The organism is Frigoribacterium sp. Leaf8 (genome assembly GCF_001421165.1).
Taxonomy (GTDB): domain Bacteria; phylum Actinomycetota; class Actinomycetes; order Actinomycetales; family Microbacteriaceae; genus Frigoribacterium.
The window spans coordinates 953,421-973,018 of sequence record NZ_LMKB01000005.1 but is presented as its reverse complement, the minus strand read 5'-3'; the positions used below and the strand labels follow the sequence as shown (position 1 = coordinate 973,018).

At 71.3% G+C, this 19,598-nt stretch carries 17 protein-coding genes; 12 read left to right on the top strand and 5 right to left on the bottom strand.

What is annotated here, in order from left to right:
- Window positions 1-76: 76 nt before the first annotated feature.
- The 9 genes from ASL10_RS09150 to rplL all read left to right on the top strand — a co-directional run bounded on the left by ASL10_RS09150 (window position 77) and on the right by rplL (window position 8,809).
- The gene (locus ASL10_RS09150) at window positions 77-1,072 is read left to right on the top strand and encodes a carbohydrate ABC transporter permease (RefSeq protein WP_082460311.1); all 996 of its coding nucleotides are present in this window, start codon (window positions 77-79) and stop codon (window positions 1,070-1,072) included.
- Complete coding sequence (locus tag ASL10_RS09145; protein ID WP_043592933.1) at window positions 1,065-1,904, top strand: carbohydrate ABC transporter permease; 840 nt, start codon at window positions 1,065-1,067, stop codon at window positions 1,902-1,904. The genes ASL10_RS09150 and ASL10_RS09145 overlap by 8 nt, the downstream gene beginning before the upstream one ends.
- The gene (locus tag ASL10_RS09140) at window positions 1,901-3,073 is read left to right on the top strand and encodes a Gfo/Idh/MocA family protein (RefSeq protein WP_235452616.1); all 1,173 of its coding nucleotides are present in this window, start codon (window positions 1,901-1,903) and stop codon (window positions 3,071-3,073) included. The genes ASL10_RS09145 and ASL10_RS09140 overlap by 4 nt, the downstream gene beginning before the upstream one ends.
- An 80-nt stretch (window positions 3,074-3,153) precedes the next feature.
- Entirely contained in the window at window positions 3,154-4,167 is a 1,014-nt protein-coding gene (locus ASL10_RS09135) for a sugar phosphate isomerase/epimerase (RefSeq protein WP_056047744.1), read from the top strand.
- Between the two features lie 15 nt (window positions 4,168-4,182).
- A complete protein-coding gene (locus ASL10_RS09130; RefSeq protein ID WP_056046523.1) occupies window positions 4,183-5,148 on the top strand; it encodes a PD40 domain-containing protein in 966 nt (321 codons plus the stop codon).
- 103 nt (window positions 5,149-5,251) lie between these two features.
- Window positions 5,252-6,010, top strand: coding sequence for a response regulator transcription factor (locus ASL10_RS09125; RefSeq protein WP_056046521.1), 759 nt, complete (start codon window positions 5,252-5,254; stop codon window positions 6,008-6,010).
- Entirely contained in the window at window positions 6,007-7,614 is a 1,608-nt protein-coding gene (locus tag ASL10_RS09120) for a HAMP domain-containing sensor histidine kinase (protein ID WP_082460310.1), read from the top strand. Before ASL10_RS09125 ends, ASL10_RS09120 begins: the two co-directional genes overlap by 4 nt.
- A gap of 246 nt (window positions 7,615-7,860) precedes the next feature.
- The gene (rplJ, locus tag ASL10_RS09115) at window positions 7,861-8,376 is read left to right on the top strand and encodes a 50S ribosomal protein L10 (protein WP_043592926.1); all 516 of its coding nucleotides are present in this window, start codon (window positions 7,861-7,863) and stop codon (window positions 8,374-8,376) included.
- Between the two features lie 49 nt (window positions 8,377-8,425).
- Entirely contained in the window at window positions 8,426-8,809 is a 384-nt protein-coding gene (gene rplL / locus ASL10_RS09110; protein WP_056046519.1) for a 50S ribosomal protein L7/L12, read from the top strand.
- A gap of 129 nt (window positions 8,810-8,938) precedes the next feature.
- Here rplL and ASL10_RS09105 read toward each other — a convergent pair whose 3' ends face one another.
- Together ASL10_RS09105 and ASL10_RS09100 are read right to left on the bottom strand one after the other, a co-directional pair.
- Window positions 8,939-10,381: an APC family permease gene (locus ASL10_RS09105; protein WP_056046517.1), complete on the bottom strand. Its 1,443-nt coding sequence runs from the start codon at window positions 10,379-10,381 to the stop codon at window positions 8,939-8,941.
- A 42-nt stretch (window positions 10,382-10,423) separates the two neighbouring features.
- On the bottom strand, window positions 10,424-12,019 hold the full coding sequence (locus ASL10_RS09100; protein ID WP_056046515.1) for a LuxR C-terminal-related transcriptional regulator: 1,596 nt from the start codon (window positions 12,017-12,019) through the stop codon (window positions 10,424-10,426).
- A gap of 302 nt (window positions 12,020-12,321) precedes the next feature.
- Between ASL10_RS09100 and ASL10_RS09095 the strand changes: the two genes are divergently transcribed.
- On the top strand, window positions 12,322-14,196 hold the full coding sequence (locus ASL10_RS09095) for an ABC transporter ATP-binding protein (protein WP_056046513.1): 1,875 nt from the start codon (window positions 12,322-12,324) through the stop codon (window positions 14,194-14,196).
- A gap of 15 nt (window positions 14,197-14,211) precedes the next feature.
- On the opposite strand, the gene ASL10_RS09090 is transcribed toward ASL10_RS09095, so the two are convergent.
- Both ASL10_RS09090 and ASL10_RS09085 read right to left on the bottom strand, forming a co-directional pair.
- The gene (locus tag ASL10_RS09090; RefSeq protein ID WP_082460309.1) at window positions 14,212-14,946 is read right to left on the bottom strand and encodes a DUF305 domain-containing protein; all 735 of its coding nucleotides are present in this window, start codon (window positions 14,944-14,946) and stop codon (window positions 14,212-14,214) included.
- Window positions 14,943-15,617 (bottom strand): DUF3105 domain-containing protein, encoded by a 675-nt coding sequence (locus ASL10_RS09085; protein ID WP_056046511.1) that lies wholly within the window; start codon window positions 15,615-15,617, stop codon window positions 14,943-14,945. Before ASL10_RS09085 ends, ASL10_RS09090 begins: the two co-directional genes overlap by 4 nt.
- A gap of 245 nt (window positions 15,618-15,862) precedes the next feature.
- Here ASL10_RS09085 and ASL10_RS09080 point away from each other — a divergent pair, with 245 nt between their 5' ends.
- Window positions 15,863-17,227, top strand: coding sequence for a cystathionine beta-synthase (locus ASL10_RS09080; RefSeq protein ID WP_056046509.1), 1,365 nt, complete (start codon window positions 15,863-15,865; stop codon window positions 17,225-17,227).
- 94 nt (window positions 17,228-17,321) lie between these two features.
- A complete protein-coding gene (locus ASL10_RS09075; protein ID WP_056046507.1) occupies window positions 17,322-18,476 on the top strand; it encodes a cystathionine gamma-synthase in 1,155 nt (384 codons plus the stop codon).
- A 100-nt stretch (window positions 18,477-18,576) separates the two neighbouring features.
- On the opposite strand, the gene ASL10_RS16210 is transcribed toward ASL10_RS09075, so the two are convergent.
- Window positions 18,577-19,598: cell wall-binding repeat-containing protein (locus ASL10_RS16210; RefSeq protein ID WP_162234606.1), on the bottom strand; the 1,022-nt coding region annotated here is incomplete at its 5' end.

Genomic DNA, 19,598 nt, shown 5'->3' with positions numbered 1-19,598 from the left:
GTCCCACCGCCCGTGACGGGGGCGGCCGGTCCGATCGACCGGCCGCCCCCGCCACCCAGGCCCCGAGAGGACCCTCATGACCGTCAACGTCCTGCCCCCCGCCACCGCCGAGAAAGACCTCCCGCCCGACCCGCACCAGCAGGCCCCGATCGAGCCGGCCAAGCGCAAGAAGCACCGATCGCCGCTCGCCTACTTCCTGGTGGCGCCCGCCGCCCTGGCCGAACTGCTCGTCCACATCGTCCCGATGGTGCTCGGCATCTGGATCGCGTTCATCACGCTGAACCAGCTCAGCATCGCCAACTGGGTCAACGCGCCCTTCGTCGGCCTGCAGAACTTCGTCACCGCGCTCGACCCGTCCTCGCCCATCGCCGGCCAGCTGTACGGGGCCCTGGGGCGCACGCTGATGTTCACCGTCATCGTGGTGGCCATCGCCTGGAGCATGGGCATGCTCGGCGCGGTGCTCCTGACCAGCTCGTTCAAGGGCCGCGGCATCCTCCGCACGCTCTTCCTCGTGCCCTACGCCCTGCCGTCGTACGTCGGCACCATCGCCTGGGCCTTCATGTTCAACCAGCGCGACGGGGCCATCAACCGCTTCCTGGTGGACGACCTCGGCATCCTGCAGGACCGGCCCTTCTGGCTGCTCGGCGGCAACTCGTTCTGGGCCATCGTCATCGTGACGGCGTGGCAGTTCTGGCCCTTCGCCTTCCTGATGCTGCTCGCCGCGTTGCAGAACATCCCGGGCGACGTCTACGAGGCCGCGAGCCTCGACGGCGCCAGCCTCTGGAAGCAGTTCACCCAGATCACCCTGCCCATGGTCAAGCCGGCCAACGCCGTGCTGCTGTTGATCATGAGCCTGTGGATCTTCAACCAGTTCAACGTGCCCTACGTGCTCTTCGGCCCGGCGTCGCCCGAGCAGGCGACGCTCATCTCGCCGTTGATCTACCAGCAGTCGTTCAACAACTGGAACTTCGGCCTCGGCGGTGCCATGAGCGTGATGCTCCTGGTCGTGCTGCTGATCGCGTCGGCGTTCTACATCCGCATGGTTCTGCCGAAGGGACAACACGATGATTGAGACCCGTGGGTTCAAGGTCTTCCGCTTCTTCGGGCTGGCCTTCCTGTCGCTCGTGGTGGTCGTCCCGCTCTACGTGGTGCTGACCACCTCGATCAAGCCGCTCGCCGACGTCCAGGGCTTGTTCACCTGGATCCCCAGCCGGGTGACGCTCGAACCGTACGTGCAGATCTGGCAGACGGTGCCGCTGGCGTCGTACTTCAAGAACAGCCTCATCGTCACGATCTCGGCGACGGTGCTGTCGGTGGCCATGGCCGTGCTCGCCGCGTACTCGCTGGCCCGCCTGCGGTTCAAGGGCCAGCGCAGCTTCAGCCTGGTCGTGCTGTCGACGCAGATGTTCCCGGGCATCCTGTTCCTGTTGCCGCTGTTCCTGATCTTCGTGCAGATCCAGCGCACGGTCGGCGTGCAGCTGACCGGCAGCTACCTCGGCCTGATCATCACCTACATGACGTTCTCTCTGCCGTTCTCGATCTGGATGCTGACGGGCTACTTCGCGTCGATCCCGAAAGAGCTGGAGGAGGCGTCGATGATCGACGGCACGGGTCGCCTCGGTGCCCTGTTCCGCGTGATCATCCCGGTCGCCAAGCCGGGCATCATCGCGGTCGCGGTCTACGCCTTCATCACGGCCTGGGGCGAGGTGCTCTTCGCCTCGGTGCTGACGAGCAAGGACACGCGCACGCTCTCCATCGGCCTCCGCGCCTACGCCTCGCAGCAGGACGTCTACTGGAACCAGCTCATGGCCGCCTCGGTCGTCGTCTCGCTGCCCGTGCTCATAGGCTTCATGCTCGTGCAGAAACACTTGATCACCGGACTGTCGTCGGGGGCCGTGAAGTGACCGAGCCGGCCGTGGCCACGGCGGTGGGGCCGGTGGGCGCCACCGCCGGCCCGGCCGGCCGGGCAGCGCCGAGCCGAGGAGGCGCGGGTCGCGTCGAACCCCTGCGCGTCGGCATCGTGGGCGGCGGCTTCATGGCGCGCGTGCACGCCGGCGCCGTGCGGTCGGCCGGCGCCCGCGTGGTCGCCCTCGCCTCCTCGAGCGCCGCCAGCGCGGCCCACGCGGCGGCGTCCCTGGGCGTCGACACCTCCCACGAGAGCGTCGACGATCTCGTGACCGATCCCGGCGTCGACGTCGTGCACGTCTGCTCGCCGAACGCCACGCACGCGCCCGTCGCGCTGGCGGCGCTCGCCGCCGGCAAGCACGTGGTCTGCGAGAAGCCGCTGGCGACCTCGAGCGTCGAGGCCGAGGCCCTGGTCGAGGCCGCCCGGGCCGGGCGACTGGTCGGTGCCGTGCCCTTCGTCTACCGCTACCACCCGATGGTGCGCGAGGCCCGGGCCCGCGTCGCCACGGGCGAGGTCGGCCGCGTGCTGAGCGTCCGGGGTTCCTACCTGCAGGACTGGTTGCTCGACAGCGACGACGTCGACTGGCGGGTCGACTCGGCCGCGGGCGGTCCGTCACGGGCCTTCGCCGACATCGGCAGCCACCTGGTCGACCTGCTCGAGTTCGTCCTGGGCGACCGGCTGGCCCGGCTGACCTCGACGACCACCACCGTGCACACCCACCGCGGGGGCTCGTCGGTCGACACCGAGGACGAGGCGGCCGTCGTGTTCGAGACGGCACGGGGGGCGATCGGCACCCTCTTCGTGTCGCAGGTCGCGCCGGGTCGCAAGAACCGCCTCCTGCTCGACCTGTCGGGCACCGCCGAGAGCCTCGAGTTCTCGCAGGAGGAGCCCGAGACGCTCTGGGTCGGACGCCGGTCGGGCACGCAGCTCGTCGCCCGCGACGCGGCCGTGCTCGCACCCGACGCCGCCCGCCTGTCGACCGTCCCCGCCGGGCACCCGATGGGCTACGTCGACGCGTTCGCCGGGTTCGTGCGCGACGCCCACGACGCCGTCCGGGGCGGGACCCCCGAGGGGCTGCCGACCTTCGTCGACGGCCTGCGCGCCGTCCGGGTGACCGAGGCGGTCCTCGCGTCCGCCGCGTCGCGCCGGTGGGTCGACCTGCCCTGACCCCGACCGTCCCGACCCCGCCGCCGCCCGCACCGCCCCCGCCGCCCGCCCGCACCCCCGTCGCCCCCGAGAAGGAACCCATGGCCGAGAGCTCCCGCCCCGTCACCCTGTTCACCGGCCAGTGGGCCGACCTGCCCTTCGAGGAGGTCGCGGCACTCGCCGCCGGGTGGGGCTACGACGGCCTCGAGATCGCCGCGTCGGGCGACCACCTCGACCTCGAGCGCGCCGACCAGGACGACGCGTACCTGCGGTCGCGACTCGACGTGCTCGAGCGGCACGGCCTGGGGGTCTGGGCGATCTCGAACCACCTGACCGGGCAGGCGGTCTGCGACGACCCGATCGACTTCCGGCACCAGGCGATCGTGCGCCCGTCCACCTGGGGTGACGGCGAGCCCGAGGGCGTCCGGCAGCGGGCCGCGGAGGACATGAAGCGGGCGGCGCGGGTGGCCCGCAAGATGGGCGTCGACACCGTCGTCGGCTTCACCGGCTCGAAGATCTGGCCCTACGTGGCGATGTTCCCGCCGGTCCCGGCGAGCGTGATCGACGCCGGCTACCAGGACTTCGCCGACCGCTGGAACCCCATCCTCGACGTGTTCGACGCCGAGGGCGTCCGGTTCGCCCACGAGGTGCACCCGAGCGAGATCGCCTACGACCACTGGACGAGCGTCCGGGCGCTCGAGGCCATCGAGCACCGGTCGGCCTTCGGCTTCAACTGGGACCCCTCGCACATGCTCTGGCAGGGGGTCGACACGGTGTCGTTCATCACCGACTTCGCCGACCGGATCTTCCACGTCGACTGCAAGGACACCCGCATCAAGCCCGTCAGCGGGCGCTCGGGCGTGCTCGGCTCCCACCTGCCCTGGGGCGACCCCCGCCGGGGCTGGGACTTCGTCTCGACCGGCCACGGCGACATGAAGTGGGAGGACGCCTTCCGCGCCCTCGACGCGATCGGCTACGACGGCCCGATCTCGATCGAGTGGGAGGACGCCGGCATGGACCGGCTGCACGGCGCCCCCGAGGCGCTCGCCTACATCCGCTCACTCCTCTGGAGGCGACCGAGCGCCTCCTTCGACGCCGCCTTCTCGAACCAGTGACGGCAGACTGATCCCATGCCCCGAACCCTGCTGCCCGGCCAACGGAGCCGCCTGCTCGTCGTCGACCCCGCGACCGGCGACGTCCAGGTCGTCCTCGAGAGCACCCGCGTGCTCGTCGAGGCCCCGAACTGGAGCCCCGACGGTCGCTGGCTCGTCGTCAACGGCGACGGCCTGCTCTGGCGGGTGCCCGCCGACGCCCGTGGGGTCGACGAGACGGCGCTCGAGCCGGTGCCGATGGGCGACGTGCCCGAGATCAACAACGACCACGTGATCGTTCCCGACCAGGGGGCCGTGATCGTGAGCGCCCGGGACGGCCACCTGTACGAGGTGCCGTGGGACGGCGTGACCCCGGGCGGCACCCCCCGCCGCGTGACGCGCGACCACCCCGCGGGCCGCAACCACAAGAACTACCTGCACGGCGTCTCGCCCGACGGTGCCACGCTCAGCGTGATCGTCGGCGCCCTGCCGGCGCCGGTCGACGACCCGGACGACGAGGAGGCGCGGGCCGGCTGGCGCACGAACGTCGCCCTGGTCTCGCTCGCCGACGGCGCGACCACGCCGGTGACCGACGACGAGCACCCCGACGACGGGGCCGAGTTCTCTCCGGACGGGGCGTGGCTGTGGGCCAACTCGGAACGCGCCTCCGCGGGGGTCGCCGGCCACGCGCAGCTCTTCCGGAGCCGCCTGGACGGCGGAGACGTCGTGCAGGTGACCGACGACGAACGGGTCAACTGGTTCCCGCACGTGTCACCCGACGGCTCGACGCTGCTCTGGGTGTCGTTCGAGCCCGGCACGCTCGGCCACCCCGAGAACCGCGACGTCGTGCTGCGCACCCTGCCCCTCGGTCCCGACGGCCTGCCCGTGCCGGGCCGGGCGCCGCGCGACGTGCTCGCCCTCTTCGGCGGCCAGGGCACGATCAACGTGCCCTGCTGGGCCCCGGACTCGGCTCGCTTCGCCTGCGCCGAGTACCCGTCCGCCTGACGCGCGCCCGGCACCCCGGGGGCTCGCGGCCCCCGCGGGTCGCCCGGGGACGATGCGCAGCCCGCTCATCGACTGATCACAGTCGGTTCATAGGAACCACTCGATACTTGGAGAGGTGACCACAACGACCCCCGCCACCGCCTCGGCCCCCCGCCTCACCCGTGCCGACGGAACGCCCCTCCGAGTCCTCGTCGTCGACGACGAGAACAGTCTCACCGACCTGCTCTCGATGGCCCTCCGCTACGAGGGATGGGACGTCAAGGCGGCCTCCGACGGTCAGGCGGCCCTCGCCACGGCGCGCGAGTTCAAGCCAGACGCGATCGTGCTCGACTGGATGCTGCCCGACATCGACGGCATCCAGGTGCTGGGTCGACTGCGGTCGAGCGGTGACGACACCCCGATCCTGTTCCTCACCGCGAAGGACAGCGTCGAGGACCGCGTGTCGGGTCTCACCGCCGGGGGCGACGACTACGTCACCAAGCCGTTCTCGCTCGAAGAGGTCGTGGCCCGGCTGCGCGGCCTGATCCGCCGGTCGGCCTCGGCCATCAGCGAGGCGGGCGACTCGCGCATCGTCGTCGGCGACCTCGTGCTCGACGAGGAGAGCTACGAGGTGACGCGCGCCGGTCGCGAGATCGAGCTGACCGCCACCGAGTTCGAGCTGCTGCGCTTCCTGATGCGCAACCCCCGCCGCGTGCTGAGCAAGGCGCAGATCCTCGACCGGGTCTGGAGCTACGACTTCGGCGGCAAGTCGAGCGTCGTCGAGATCTACATCTCGTACCTGCGCAAGAAGATCGACGTCGGCGAAGAGCCGATGATCCACACCGTGCGCGGCGTCGGTTACGTGATCAAGCCCACGTCGTGAGCGATGCCCTGCCCGCCCGGGTGGGCTCGCGCCTCCGGGGCCTGGTGGGCCGGGCGCCCGGTCTCGCCGGGCCGCTCACGCTGCGCAACCGCCTGATCCTCAGCATCGTCGCGCTCGTGGTGCTGCTGACCATCGTGATCGGCTCGGTCAGCGTGTTCGTGCTCCAGGCGTCGCTCATGCGTCAGCTCGACGACGAGCTCGAGGGGGCGACGGGCCGCTCCGTGCCCATGGTGAACGCGCAGGGCTCGACGAGCCGGCCCTACCTGACGCCCGACGGCGACGACCTCTCGGGCCCGCGGCAGTCGCCCGGCACCTTCACGGCCGTCGTCGTGAACGGGACGGTCGTGGCGGCGTACCAGGTCGAGCAGTCGGGTCGGGTCGTCACGCCGCGCCTGACCGACGACCTCACCTCGGTCGTGACGACGGTCGCCGGCTCGACCGCGCCCGAGTCCGTCTCGCTCGGGTCGGCGCTGGGTTCGTACCGGGTGGAGTCGCTCGCGGTCGGCTATCCGACGACCACCACGTCGGGCTCCCTCGCCACCACGCCGGCGTACCTCGTCGTCGGTCTGCCGACGAGCAGCGTCGACCGCACCATCACCGTCATGGTGGTCACGATCCTCGCGGTGACCCTCATCGGCCTCGCGGTCGCGATCGCGATCGCCTACGGGGTCGTGCGGAGCGCCCTCCGCCCGCTCGAGCGCATGTCCGACACGGCACTGCGGGTCGCCGAACTGCCGCTCGACCGCGGCGAGGTGGCCCTCGCGGAACGCGTCGACGAGGCCGACGCCGACACCCGCACCGAGGTCGGCCGCGTCGGCGCCTCGCTCAACCGCATGCTGGGCCACGTGGCCGGGGCCCTCGAGGCCCGTCAGCAGAGCGAGAACAAGGTGCGGCAGTTCGTGGCCGACGCCTCGCACGAGCTGCGCACCCCGCTCGCGTCGGTCCGCGGCTACGCCGAGCTGACCCGCCGCATGAACACCGGACTGCCCGACGACGTGGTCTACGCCATGGGCCGCATCGAGTCGGAGTCGCTGCGGATGACCTCGCTCGTCGAGGACCTCCTGCTGCTCGCCCGCCTCGACGAGGGTCGCGACCTCGTCACGGGCGACGTCGACCTGACCAGGGTCGTGCTCGACACGGTCAACGACGCCCACGTGGCCGGACCCACGCACGACGTCGACGTGTACGTGCCCGACGAGCCGGTGACCGTGTCGGGCGACGCCATGCGCCTCCACCAGATCGTCGCCAACCTGTTGACCAACGTGCGCACCCACACGCCCGACGGCACCCACGTGCACGTCTCGCTCACGGTCGACGACACGTCGGGGGAGGCCGTCGTCTCGGTCGCCGACGACGGACCGGGCATCGACCCGGCCGTGCTGCCCGTGCTGTTCGAACGGTTCGCCCGCGCCGACAGCTCGCGATCGCGGAAGGCCGGCTCCACGGGTCTCGGCCTCGCGATCGTCCAGGCCGTCGTCCACTCCCACGGCGGCACCGTCGACGTCGCGAGCTCGGCCGGGGGAGCGACCTTCACCGTCCGCCTGCCGCTCGCGACGCCCGCGGGCGCACCCCATCGCGAAGCCGAGGAGGCGCGACTTGCGTGAGCGCGCCTGCTGCGTCTACTCTGTACGAAGCCCAAGACCGCCGGTTGTAGTCGTCTGCTCGCAGACGGGTGCCGAAGGTTCTCGAGAGAGAGCGACCAGCGCAGGTGTGTGAAGTCGTTCCTCTTCTCGAAGAGATCCAGCTCCGTGCGCTTGCGCCGGAGCTTTTTTCATTGGTGCGGCGCCGGTCTCGGCGCGGCCGAGTCGAGTTCCCGGGGGCTGCCGGCACACCCACGTTTTAGGAGAGCCATGGCGAACAAGGAAGCATCGGTCGCCGAGCTCACGGACAACTTCCGTGACTCGACCGCCGTCCTGCTCACCGAGTACCGCGGTCTCACTGTTGCCGAGCTGAAAGAGCTCCGCAAGTCCATCAGTGCAGACGCGACGTACGCCGTGGTGAAGAACACGCTCAGCAAGATCGCGGCCAACAACGCCGGAATCAGCTCGTTCGACGACGAACTCGTCGGACCGTCTGCGATCGCCTTCGTGCACGGTGACCCTGTCGCCGTCGCCAAGAGCCTGCGTGACTTCGCCAAGGCACACCCCGCTCTGATCGTGAAGAACGGTTACTTCGACGGTAACCCGCTCACGGCAGACGAGGTCAAGCAGCTCGCCGATCTCGAGTCCCGAGAGGTGCTGCTGGGCAAACTGGCCGGCGCCTTCAAGGCTTCGCTGTTCGGTGCTGCCTACCTGTTCCAGGCACCGCTGTCCCAGGCCGTTCGCACGGTCGAGGCGCTGCGTGCCAAGCAGGAAGCCGACAGCTAAACAGCTGTCGTACCAACCCACACTTTAGAAAACCCATAAGGAGAACACCATGGCGAAGCTCACGCAGGACGAACTGATCGAGGCCTTCAAGGAGCTCACGCTCATCGAGCTCAGCGACTTCGTGAAGAAGTTCGAAGAGGTCTTCGAGGTCACCGCTGCTGCCCCCGTGGCCGCTGCCGGTGCCGCCGGCCCCGCCGCCGCCGCTGAAGAGGTCGAAGAGCAGACCGCTTTCGACGTCGTCCTCGAGGCTGCCGGCGACAAGAAGATCCAGGTCATCAAAGAGGTCCGCGCGCTCACGAGCCTCGGTCTCGGCGAGGCCAAGGCCGTCGTCGACGGTGCCCCCAGCACCGTCCTCGAGGGTGCCACGAAGGACGCCGCCGAGAAGGCCAAGGCTCAGCTCGAGGCCGCCGGCGCGACGATCACCCTCAAGTAGTCGGCGGGCCCTCGCGGCCCCCTGCGCTTGAGCGGCACGTCTGCTCAGCACCACACGGAAGGCGCCACCCCTCGGGGTGGCGCCTTCTGGCGTCTCCGCTGCGACCCGCCGACCGTGCGGAGAGCCGGGTCAGGAGGCGCGGGCCAGGACCGAGTGTCGGCGGCCGTACCCGAGGTACACCGCGGTGCCCACGACCATCCAGACGGCGAAGGCCGCCCAGGTGACCCACCCGAGGGTCACCATGAGCAGCACGCAGAAGGCACAGCCGAGGACCGGGGTCAGCGGGTAGAGCGGCACCTTGTAGGTGCGGTCGAGCTCCGGGCGGTTGCGGCGCAGCCAGATGACCGACACGTTGACCAGGGCGAAGGCGAAGAGCGTGCCGATGCTCGTCGCGTCGGCCAGGGCGCCCAGGGGGATCACCGCCGCCGCGACGGCCACGGCTCCGCCGACGATCAGGGTGCCGGCGACGGGGGTCTGCGTGCGCGCCGAGACGCGGCCGAGGACGCGGGGCACGAGCCCGTCGCGTGCCATCGAGACGAAGATGCGCGTCTGACCGTAGAGCACCGTCAACACGACGCTCGCGATCGCCGCCACGGCGGTGACGGCGAAGAGGAAGGCGACCCACGGCTGTCCCGTGATGTCGGCGACGATCGTGACGAGGGTCGCCTCGCCGTCGGTGAAGGTGGTCCACGGGCGCGCACCGATAGCGGCGACGGCCACCAGGATGTAGAGCACCGTGATGATCACGATCGAGGCGATGATGGCGCGCGGCAGGTCGCGCTTCGCGTCGCGGGCCTCTTCGCCGGCCGTGGACGCCGCGTCGAAGCCGATGTACGAGAAGAACAGGCGCGAGGCCGCCGCCGAGACGCCGGCCGCGCCCATCGGTGCCAGCGGCTCGAAGTTCCCGGCGCGGAAGGCCGTGAAGGCGACGGCGACGAAGAACACGAGCAGCGCCACCTTGACGACGACGAGCAGGGTGTTGACCCAGGCGCTCTCGCGCGCGCCGGGAACGAGCACGAGGGTGGCGAGCAGGACGAGGACCGCGGCGGGCAGGTTGAGGACGCCGCCGGCGCCCGGGGGCTCGGCGATCGCGGCCGGCAGGGCGAGCCCGAACACGTCGAGGGCCTCGTTCACGTACTGCCCCGCCCCGACGGCGACGGCCGCGACCGAGACGGCGTACTCGAGCACGAGGCACCACCCGCAGACCCACGCGATGCCCTCGCCGAGCGTCGCGTACGCGTACGAGTAGCTCGACCCCGACACGGGCACGCTGCCCGCCATCTCGGCGTACGACAGGGCCGACAGCAGGGCCGCGACGCCCGCGAGCACGAACGAGATCCAGACCGCGGGGCCGGCCAGCGGGACGGCGGTGCCCAGCACGACCAGGATGCCCGTGCCGAGGGTCGCCCCGATGCTGATCGCCGTGAGGTGCCAGACGCCCAGGGTGCGTCGCAGACGGGGGCCGCCGTCGGCGGATGCCGCGCTCTCGGCGACGTAGGCCTCGAGGGGTTTGCGCGCCCTCAGCTGGGCGACGAGGGACGGACGGGACGTGACGCGGGACTCGTGGGGCACCGCGAGAGGTTACCCCACGGCCGGCACCGCGCCTCCTCGTCCCTAGTCGTCGAGGTCGAGGCCGAGCTGCTTGACGCGGGTCATCGCCTCGCGCCGCGACGACGCCTGCAGCTTGCGGTAGATGCTGCGGACGTGGCTCTTGACGGTGTTGACCGAGATGAACAGCTGGCTGCCGATCTGGCCGAGGGTCTGACCGGTGGCCAGGTGCCGGACGATCACGAGCTCGCGGTCGCTCAGCGGCTCGGCGAGCTGCGGCACGACGTCGGCCGTGGTCCCGCGCAGGCGGTCGAGCACCCCGACGATGGCGGCCGGCTGGCGACGGCCGACGGCGCGCTGCACGAGGTGGTCGAGGACGTCCTCCGGCAGGGTGGCGAAGAGCCAGATCGACCCGTTGTGACCGGCGCTCAGCAGGGCCTGGTCGAAGGCGATGTCGCTGTGCGGGGCGTCGCCGAGGGCGAGGTGTGCGGCCGCCTGGAGGGCGTGCACCTGGCCCATCGTGCGCTCGCTGTGCAGGTCGCCGATGGCGAGGCACGGCTCGAGCGCCTCGAGGGCGGCCTCGGCTTCACCGGCGGCGAGGTGCACGAGGGCGAGCACGCGACCGGGACAGCGGATGTGGTGGTGCGACGACGTCACCGACGACGCGAGTCGACGGGCCTCGTGCGGCTGACCGAGCAGGCGCATGGTCTCGGCCCGCAACACCGTGGCCGAGTCGGTGAGGGCGCTGTGCCCGGTGAATCCGTCGATGGTGCGGGTGATCCGCGCCAGCAGGTCGAGCACCTCGATGTAGCGGCCCTCGGACAGCAGCACGTGCGCTTCGGCGAACAGGCCGAGCGCCTCCCAGTCGCTGCCGCGCGACGCCTGCCGCACGTCGGCGAGCAGACCCTCGTGGCCGCCCACGGCCTCACCGCGTTCGAGGGCGAGGTGCACGCGCGTGATCTGGGTGAGGGCCCCGAACGAGCTCCCCAGCAGGTCGGTGCCGTCGGCGAGCTCGCGGGCGAGGTCGACGTGGCGGTCGGCGAGGTCGAAGTCGCCGATCAGCATCGCGACGAAGGCGAGCGCCGAGAGGCACTCGACCCGCTCGGCGGTGCTGAGGTGGTCCTCGCCGAGACCGTTCGCGAGGCTCAGGGCGAAGCGGGCCTGGTCGATCTCGCCGTAGTGCAGCCGGATGAGGCCGAGTTGCAACGAGAAGGAGGCGCTGAGCGAGATGCGCACGCTGATCGACTCGGCGAGGTCGTTCTCGATGAGGGTCCGGGCGACCTCGAGGTGCTCGTGGGCCACGACGAAGTTGCCGAGGGTGCGCAGCGACGCCCCGAGGTGCACGTGGTAGCCCGCCCGGATGTCGAGCGGCAGGTCGGGGTCGGCGTCGAGCGCCTTGGCGACGCCGCGGAACCAGGGCAGGGCCGCACTGCGCGAGCGGGAGCCGACCGAGCGGTGGCTCGCCGCCAGGGCGAGCAGGATGCGGGGTCGGCCGCGCCATTCCTCTTCGGGCGTCGAGCGGATGGCCTCGCGCAGACGCGCTCCCTGCAAGGGGGCGATCTGGGTCCAGCCCTGCTCGATGGCATCGAGAGCGGCCCGGTGGTCGGCGGGCTGCAGTTCGGCACTCGGCGGTTCGACGGCCGTGGGGTTCGACGTGTTCACGATGGTCCTAGCTCGGCCGCTTCGGGAGGCTCGCCCGTCGGGTAGGGAGAACGCGGCTGCCGGAGCCTGGTCAGGTGCACCGACACCGCCATACTAAACTGAGTGTTCATTACGCCGTATGGTCTGTCGGGCATTGCGCCCACAACTGGGGGACGAACGGTCGTTCTACGGCGTGTCGCGGCGTGTCGCGGTGAGGCTCTTTTCCGGGGGACGGCAACGGTGACGGCACCCGCGAACGGCGACGACGCGTCGGCGTCCGACGGTGGGCCACTCGTGACGGGGGTCGGGCCTACGCTGACCGCATGAGTTCGATGCACGCCCCCGCAGGCGGTCCCCGGGGCGGAGGCCGACCGGGCGGGTCCGGCCGGGTCTCGAGCGGCGACGCCGAGGCCCAGCGTGCGGCGAACGCCACCGCGCCGCGCATCCCCGACCTGTTCCGTCGCATCCGCGGCCTGTTCGCCCCGCACCGGCGAGCCCTCGGCGTCACCGTCGTGCTCGTCCTGATCGGGGCCGCCGTCAGCGTGGCTCCACCGCTGCTCACCAAGCAGGCGTTCGACCGGGGGTTGTTCCCCCAGGGCGGTCCCGACGTGCCCGTGCTGCTCGAACTCGTGGGCGCCATGGTGGGACTCTGGGTGCTGTCCGCCGGCATCGGCGTCTGGCAGACGTACCTGACCGCCACGGTCGGCAACAAGGTGATGGGTGCGTTGCGCATCCGCCTCTTCGGCCACCTGCAGCGCATGGAGCTCGCGTTCTTCACCCGCACCAAGACCGGGGTCATCCAGTCGCGCCTGCAGAACGACGTCGGCGGCGTCGCGAACGTGCTGAGCAACACCATCTCGAGCGTCCTCGGCAACACGGTCACGGTCATCGCGGCCTTCGTGTCCATGCTCGTGCTCAGCTGGCAGATGACCGTCGTCACGGTCGTCCTGCTGCCGCTGCTGGTGGTGGCCCAGCGACGGGTGGGCCAGGTGCGCGCCCGCATCGCCACCAAGACGCAGGAGTCGCTCAGCGACATGACCGCCATCACGCAGGAGGCGCTGAGCGTCAGCGGCATCCTGTTGGCGAAGAGCTTCAACCAGCAGCGCGCCGAGGTCGAGCGCTACTCGGCCGAGAACCGCACCCAGATCGGGTTGCAGGTGCGTCAGCAGATGAGCGGGCAGTGGTTCTTCGCCGTCGTCCAGATCTTCCTCTCGGTCATCCCCGCCCTCATCTACCTGGTCGCGGCCTGGCTGATCCTCCGTGACGTGCCCGTGACGGCGGGCACGATCGTGGCCTTCACCACGGTGCAGGCCCGCTTGACCTTCCCGCTCATGGGGCTACTGCGGGTGGCCCTCGACCTGCAGACCTCCGGAGCGCTGTTCGCCCGCATCTTCGAGTACCTCGACCTCCACCCGGCGATCACGAACGACCCCTCGGCCGAGCCGGTCGACGAGACGCAGCTCGGCCGGGTCGAGTTCGACGACGTCTCGTTCTCGTACCCCGACGCCGAGCCCGGGCAGAAGACCCTCGACGGCGTCTCGTTCGACATCGCACCGGGTCAGTTCGCCGCCTTCGTCGGCCCGAGCGGTGCGGGCAAGACGACCGTCTCGTACCTGATCCCGCGGTTCTACGAGGCGTCCGGCGGAGCGGTGCGCTTCGCCGGCACCGACGTCCGGCGCCTCGACCAAGAATCGCTGGTCGGCAACATCGGCATCGTCAGCCAAGAGACCTACCTCTTCCACGCCAGCATCGGCGACAACCTCCGGTACGCGCGACCCGACGCGACCGACGAACAGCTGGTCGACGCAGCCCGGCAGGCGAACATCCACGAGACGATCGCGTCGTTCCCCGACGGTTACGACACGATCGTGGGCGAGCGGGGTTATCGGCTCTCGGGCGGTGAGAAACAACGCATCGCCATCGCTCGCGTCCTGTTGAAGGACCCCGCCGTCATGGTCCTCGACGAGGCGACGAGCGCCCTCGACACGGTGTCCGAGCGCGTGGTGCAAGAGGCCCTCGACACGGCGACCCGTGGCCGGACGACGATCGCCATCGCGCACCGGCTCTCGACCGTGCGCGACGCCGACGTCGTGTTCGTCGTTGTGGCCGGTCGCGTCGTCGAGCGGGGGACGCACGACGAGCTGCTGGCCCTGGGCGGGGTGTACGCCGAGCTCTACGGGCAGCAGGTGTCGTCGTAGCGCTGCGGCGTCCCGTCAGCCGCGCTCGACGAGCATCGCCTGCATGGCGTCGACCTCGCTCTGCTGCGTCTGCAGCATGCCCGAGGCGAAGGCCCGCACCTGCGGCACCTCGCTGCGCGCCAGGACGGCGTCGGCCATCTCGATGCCGCCCTCGTGGTGCGCGATCATCAGGGTCAGGAAGATCCGCTCGGCCTCGACGCCGTTCGCGGAGTCCAGGGACGCGAGCTGCTCGTCGGTCGCCAGCCCCGGCATGCGGCCGCCGGGTTCGTGGGTGGCGACGGGCGTGGCCGAGCCGCCCGCGCCTCCGTCGTCGGTCATGTGGTGGCTGCCGTAGTCCCCGTCGAGGGTCGGACGGGTCATCCAGGTCATGGTCGGCTCCGAGGGCGCCTGCGGCAGGCGCCACAGCTCGAGCCAGGCGTACATCTGACCGGCCTGCTGCGACTGCGTGAGGGCCATGTCGTAGGCCAACGAGCGGACCGCGGGGTCGTCGGTCCGGTCGCGGACCATCATCGCCATCTGCACGGCCTGCTCGTGGTGCACCTGCATGTCGCGCGAGAACCCCGCCTCGACGCTGTCCGTGCCGGGCGTGACGGGGGTGGGCGAGCTGAGCCGCCCAAGCGCGACGCCGACCAGCAGCACGATCGCCACGGTCAGGACCCCCGCGATCACCAGCCTCAGCCGACGACCCGAGGAGGCGCGGTGCGGCCCCGCCCCGGCGGTCGCGTCGTCGTCGTGCCCCGGTGCCGTCACGCGATCTTGCCGGTGCCGTCCACGCCGCCGCTGCACGGCGCACCGGGCTCGGGGGCGTTCGTGGACTTCCAGTACTTGGTGACGAAGTCGGACACGGTGGCCTCGTCGTCGGTCACGTTCGCGAAGGGCAACTGGGCACCCCAGGCCGAGACGTACATGGGGGAGTCGAGGCCCTCGTAGGGCGAGACGACCGCGTACGTGTCGGGGGCGAAGTCGCGCAGCGCCTCGATCTCGGCCTCGCTGACCTGCTCGGGGTCGTAGGTGAACCAGACGGCGCCGTGCTCGAGGTCGTGGACGGCGTTCTCGTTCGGCACGGGCTCGGTGTAGACGCCGCAGTTCAGCCAGATCTGGTTGTGGTCGCCGCCCGCGGGAGGGGTCATCGCGTAGTCGACGCTGCCGCCGACGTGGTTCGCGGTGAGGTCGGAGTAGGTCTTCACGCCGTCGATCTCGATGGCCTGGGGGTCCTGCCGCGGCTGGCCGCTCGTCACGACGAAGGTGACGACCAGCGCGATCGCCGCCGCGCCCGCGACCGAGGCGGTGACGATGCCGATGGTGCGGTTGCGCTTCGCCCGGGCCTGTTGCCGCTTGAGCTCGGCCACCTTCTCGTGACGCCGGGCGTCTCGCTGCTGCTTGACGGTGGGTTTGTCGGTCGGCTTGTCGCTGCTGGCCACGGGGGTCCTCTGGGGTCGGGGAGGTGGTCGGGACGCACCCGATCGTGGATGCGTCAACCATTTTCTCTCACGACTGCCTGGGAGGCGCGTGCCAGCAGGTCGGGCCCGCCGACCCTCCGTCACACGCCACGACCCCGTCGTTAGACTCGACGAACGGGTCCGGCGGGGACGCCCCGACCGACCCGACCACCCGAGTCGTCGACCTGCGCGCGCCCCACGAGGGCCCCGCGAGAACCGGAGCACCCGTGAAGTACGCCGAGACCGTCCTCGACCTGATCGGTGACACGCCGCTCGTCAAGCTGAACAAGGTGACCGAGGGCATCACGGCGACCGTGCTCGTCAAGGTCGAGTACGTCAACCCGGGCGGTTCGTCGAAGGACCGCATCGCGACGCGCATCATCGACGCGGCCGAGCGCGACGGCCTGCTCGGGCCCGGGGGCACCATCGTCGAGCCGACCAGCGGCAACACCGGGGTGGGCCTCGCCCTCGTCGCCCAGCAGCGCGGTTACCGCTGCGTCTTCGTCCTGCCCGACAAGGTCGGCGAGGACAAGCGCAACGTGCTCAAGGCCTACGGCGCCGAGATCGTCGTCACCCCGACCGCCGTCGAGCCGACCAGCCCCGAGTCCTACTACAGCGTCTCCGACCGCCTCGCGCGCGAGATCCCCGGGGCGTTCAAGCCGAACCAGTACGCCAACCCCAACGGGCCGCTCAGCCACTACGAGACGACGGGCCCCGAGATCTGGCGCGACACCGACGGCCGCATCACGCACTTCGTCGCGGGCGTGGGCACCGGCGGCACCATCAGCGGTACCGGCCGCTACCTCAAGGAGGTGTCCGGAGGCGCGGTGCAGGTCGTCGGCGCCGATCCCGAGGGCAGCGTCTACAGCGGGGGCACCGGCCGCCCCTACCTTCTCGAGGGCGTCGGCGAGGACTTCTGGCCGGCCGCCTACGACCCCTCGGTCGTCGACCGCATCATCGCCGCGGACGACGCCCGTTCGTTCGAGCTGACCCGGCGCCTCGCCCGCGAGGAGGGACTGCTGGTCGGCGGCTCGTCCGGCCTGGCCGTCGCGGCCGCCCTCGACGTGGCCCGCGAGCTCGGCCCGGACGACGTCGTCGTCGCCCTGCTGCCCGACGGCGGGCGCGGCTACCTCGGCAAGATCTTCAACGACGCGTGGATGCGCTCGTACGGCTTCGGCGTCAGCCACGACGAGCGGTCGGTCCGCGACCTCATCGCCTCGAAGACCGGGCAGTTGCCCGACCTCGTCCACGCCCACCCGTCCGACACCGTCCACGACGTGATCGGCATCATGAAGACCTACGGCGTCTCGCAGATGCCCGTGCTCTCGGCCGAGCCCCCGGTCGTCATCGGCGAGGTCGTCGGTGCCATCGAGGAGAAGGCGTTGCTCGAGGCCATCTTCCGCGGGGGCGCGACCATGGGCGACGCCGTCTCGGCGTACCTCGGCGACCCCCTGCCCCTGATCGGCGTGAACGAACCCGTCTCGGCGGCCCGGTCCGCGCTCGAGTCCGTCGACGCCCTGCTCGTCACCGACGACGGCCGCCCGGTCGGCGTCGTCACCCGACAGGACGTCCTCTCTTTCCTGTCCTCCTGAGCGGCCGGGGCGGCACCGTCACCCGGCGGCCCGGCCCGCGCCTCCTCGTCCCCCCTCCGTCTGTACCACCCGTCCCCCTCGAAAGGACATCCTCATGACCCACGGCTTCTCGACCAGGGCGATCCACGCCGGCCAGGACTTCGACCCCACCACCGGTGCCGTCGTCCCCCCGATCTACCAGTCGTCGACGTTCGTCCAGGACGGCATCGGCGGGTTCCGCGGCGGCTACGAGTACGCGCGGTCGGCGAACCCGACGCGCGACTCGCTGCAGACCCTGCTCGCCGACCTCGAGGGCGGCAGCGCCGCGTTCAGCTTCGCCTCGGGGCTGTCGGCCGAGGACGCGCTGCTGCGTTCGGTCCTGGCGCCCGGCACGCGCATCGTCATGGGCAACGACGTCTACGGCGGCACGCACCGCCTCGTCAACCGGGTGTGGGTGCCCTGGGGCGTCACGCTCGACACCGTCGAGATGAGCGACCTCGACGCCGTGCGCGCCGCGGTCCAGGCCGCTCCGACGGCCGTGCTCTGGGTCGAGACCCCGAGCAACCCGCTGATGAAGATCAGCGACATCGCGGCGCTCGCCGAGATCGGGCACGCGGCCGGGGCCGTCGTCGTCGTCGACAACACGTTCGCGTCGCCGTACCTGCAGCAGCCCCTCGCGCTGGGGGCCGACGCGGTCGTCCACTCGACGACGAAGTACATCGGCGGTCACTCGGACGTCGTGGGCGGGGCCGTGGTCGTGCGCGACGACGAGCTCGCCGCGAAGGTCGGCTTCGTCCAGTTCGGCGTCGGTGCCGTGTCGGCGCCGATGGAGGCGTGGCTCACGGTGCGCGGCATCAAGACGCTCGGCGTGCGCGTCGACCGCCACTCGTCGAACGCCCTCGCCATCGCCCGGGCCCTCGAGGGGCACGCGGCGGTGGAGCGCGTCTACTACCCGGGGCTCGAGTCGCACCCGGGCCACGAACTCGCCGCCCGGCAGATGCGGGCGTTCGGCGGCATGCTCTCGGTGCAGCTGAGCGCGGGTGCCGCCGCGGCCCGACGGTTCGCCGAGTCGACCGAGCTGTTCCAGCTGGCCGAGTCGCTCGGCGGCGTCGAGTCGCTCATCGGCTACCCGAGCGAGATGACCCACGCCTCGGTGCGCGGCACCGAGCTCGAGGTGCCCGACTCGATCGTGCGGCTGTCGGTCGGCATCGAGGACGTCGACGACCTGCTCGGCGACGTCACGCAGGCGCTCGCCCGCCTCGACGCGTAGGTGACCTCGCGAGAGACGACGGAGGCGCGGTGCGGGTGGTCCCGCACCGCGCCTCCGTCACGTGGCCACGTCGAGCGCGTCCGTCAGGGACGGGCCCCGGTCAGAGCCCGGCCTCGACCGCCGGGCTGACGGCGTTGGGGCCACCCAGCACGACCAGGCCGTCGGTGCCGAGCTTCGTCAGGGCGGTGCGCACGCTGACGGGCAGCGCGTCGGGTCGCGTGAGCAGGACGGGACCGCCCAGCCGGCCCGCGGTCGGTGCTCCGGCGAGCGCGTCGGGGAAGTTCACACCCGTCGAGACGAACGCCACGTCGGAACCGGCGGGGTAGCCGGCGGCGGCGATGACGGCCGAGGTGTCGAAACGGTCGGCACCCGAGAGCCGCGACGTGGGCGCGACGGCCCGGAGCTGGGCGATGACCGATTCTCCTACCGCGTTGACCCCGCCGAGCACGACGATGCGGGCAGGGGCCAGCCGGGTGAGCTCGGTCGAGACCGTCTGCGGCAGGGCGTCGGGCCGTGTGAGCAGCATCGGGCCCTTGTCGGGGCCGCCGGCCAGGGCTGCACCCGAGAGGGCGTCGGGGAAGTCCAGGCCGGTCGCGACGTAGGCCGTCCCGCCCCGACCCTTCGGGAAGGTCGTGCTCGAGATCGTCGCAGACGTGTCGAATCGGTCCGCACCCGAGACGCGGGTGACGCCCGGGGCGCCGGTCGTCGCGATCTGGGAGAGCTGCTGACGCACCGTGTCGGAGACCGCGGCCACGCCGCCCAGGACGACGACGCGTTGCGGGCGGAGCTCGGCGAGTTGGGCGCGGGTCGCGTCGGGCAGGGTGTCGGGGTAGGTCAGGAGGACCGGAGCGCCCCGGTAGCCGGCGGCCGCGCCCCCGGCGAGGGCGTCGGGGTAGGTGCTGCGCGACGCGACGTAGACCAGGGGGATCGAGGCCTTGGTCGGGGCGTTGCCGTTCACGACGACCGGTGGGGTGAAGGCGCTGGCGGCGATGGTCGCCGCGGTGGCGAAGGCGTCGGCTCCCGAGAGACGGCCCACGGCCGGGGTGGTCGGTCGGGTGAGGGCCGCGAGGTCGGCCTCGGTGCCGTTGAACACGTCCTGGTCACCGGGGTAGGGCGAGTCCT

Excerpts from the sequence above, each read along its gene's own strand:
- ASL10_RS09075 (WP_056046507.1), top strand. The coding sequence starts at position 17,322 with ATGACCCACGGCTTCTCGACCAGGGCGATCCACGCCGGCCAGGACTTC.
- ASL10_RS09130 (WP_056046523.1), top strand. The coding sequence starts at position 4,183 with ATGCCCCGAACCCTGCTGCCCGGCCAACGGAGCCGCCTGCTCGTCGTC.
- ASL10_RS09145 (WP_043592933.1), top strand. The coding sequence starts at position 1,065 with ATGATTGAGACCCGTGGGTTCAAGGTCTTCCGCTTCTTCGGGCTGGCC.
- rplJ (WP_043592926.1), top strand. The coding sequence starts at position 7,861 with ATGGCGAACAAGGAAGCATCGGTCGCCGAGCTCACGGACAACTTCCGT.
- ASL10_RS09135 (WP_056047744.1), top strand. The coding sequence starts at position 3,154 with ATGGCCGAGAGCTCCCGCCCCGTCACCCTGTTCACCGGCCAGTGGGCC.
- ASL10_RS09095 (WP_056046513.1), top strand. The coding sequence starts at position 12,322 with ATGAGTTCGATGCACGCCCCCGCAGGCGGTCCCCGGGGCGGAGGCCGA.
- ASL10_RS09150 (WP_082460311.1), top strand. The coding sequence starts at position 77 with ATGACCGTCAACGTCCTGCCCCCCGCCACCGCCGAGAAAGACCTCCCG.
- rplL (WP_056046519.1), top strand. The coding sequence starts at position 8,426 with ATGGCGAAGCTCACGCAGGACGAACTGATCGAGGCCTTCAAGGAGCTC.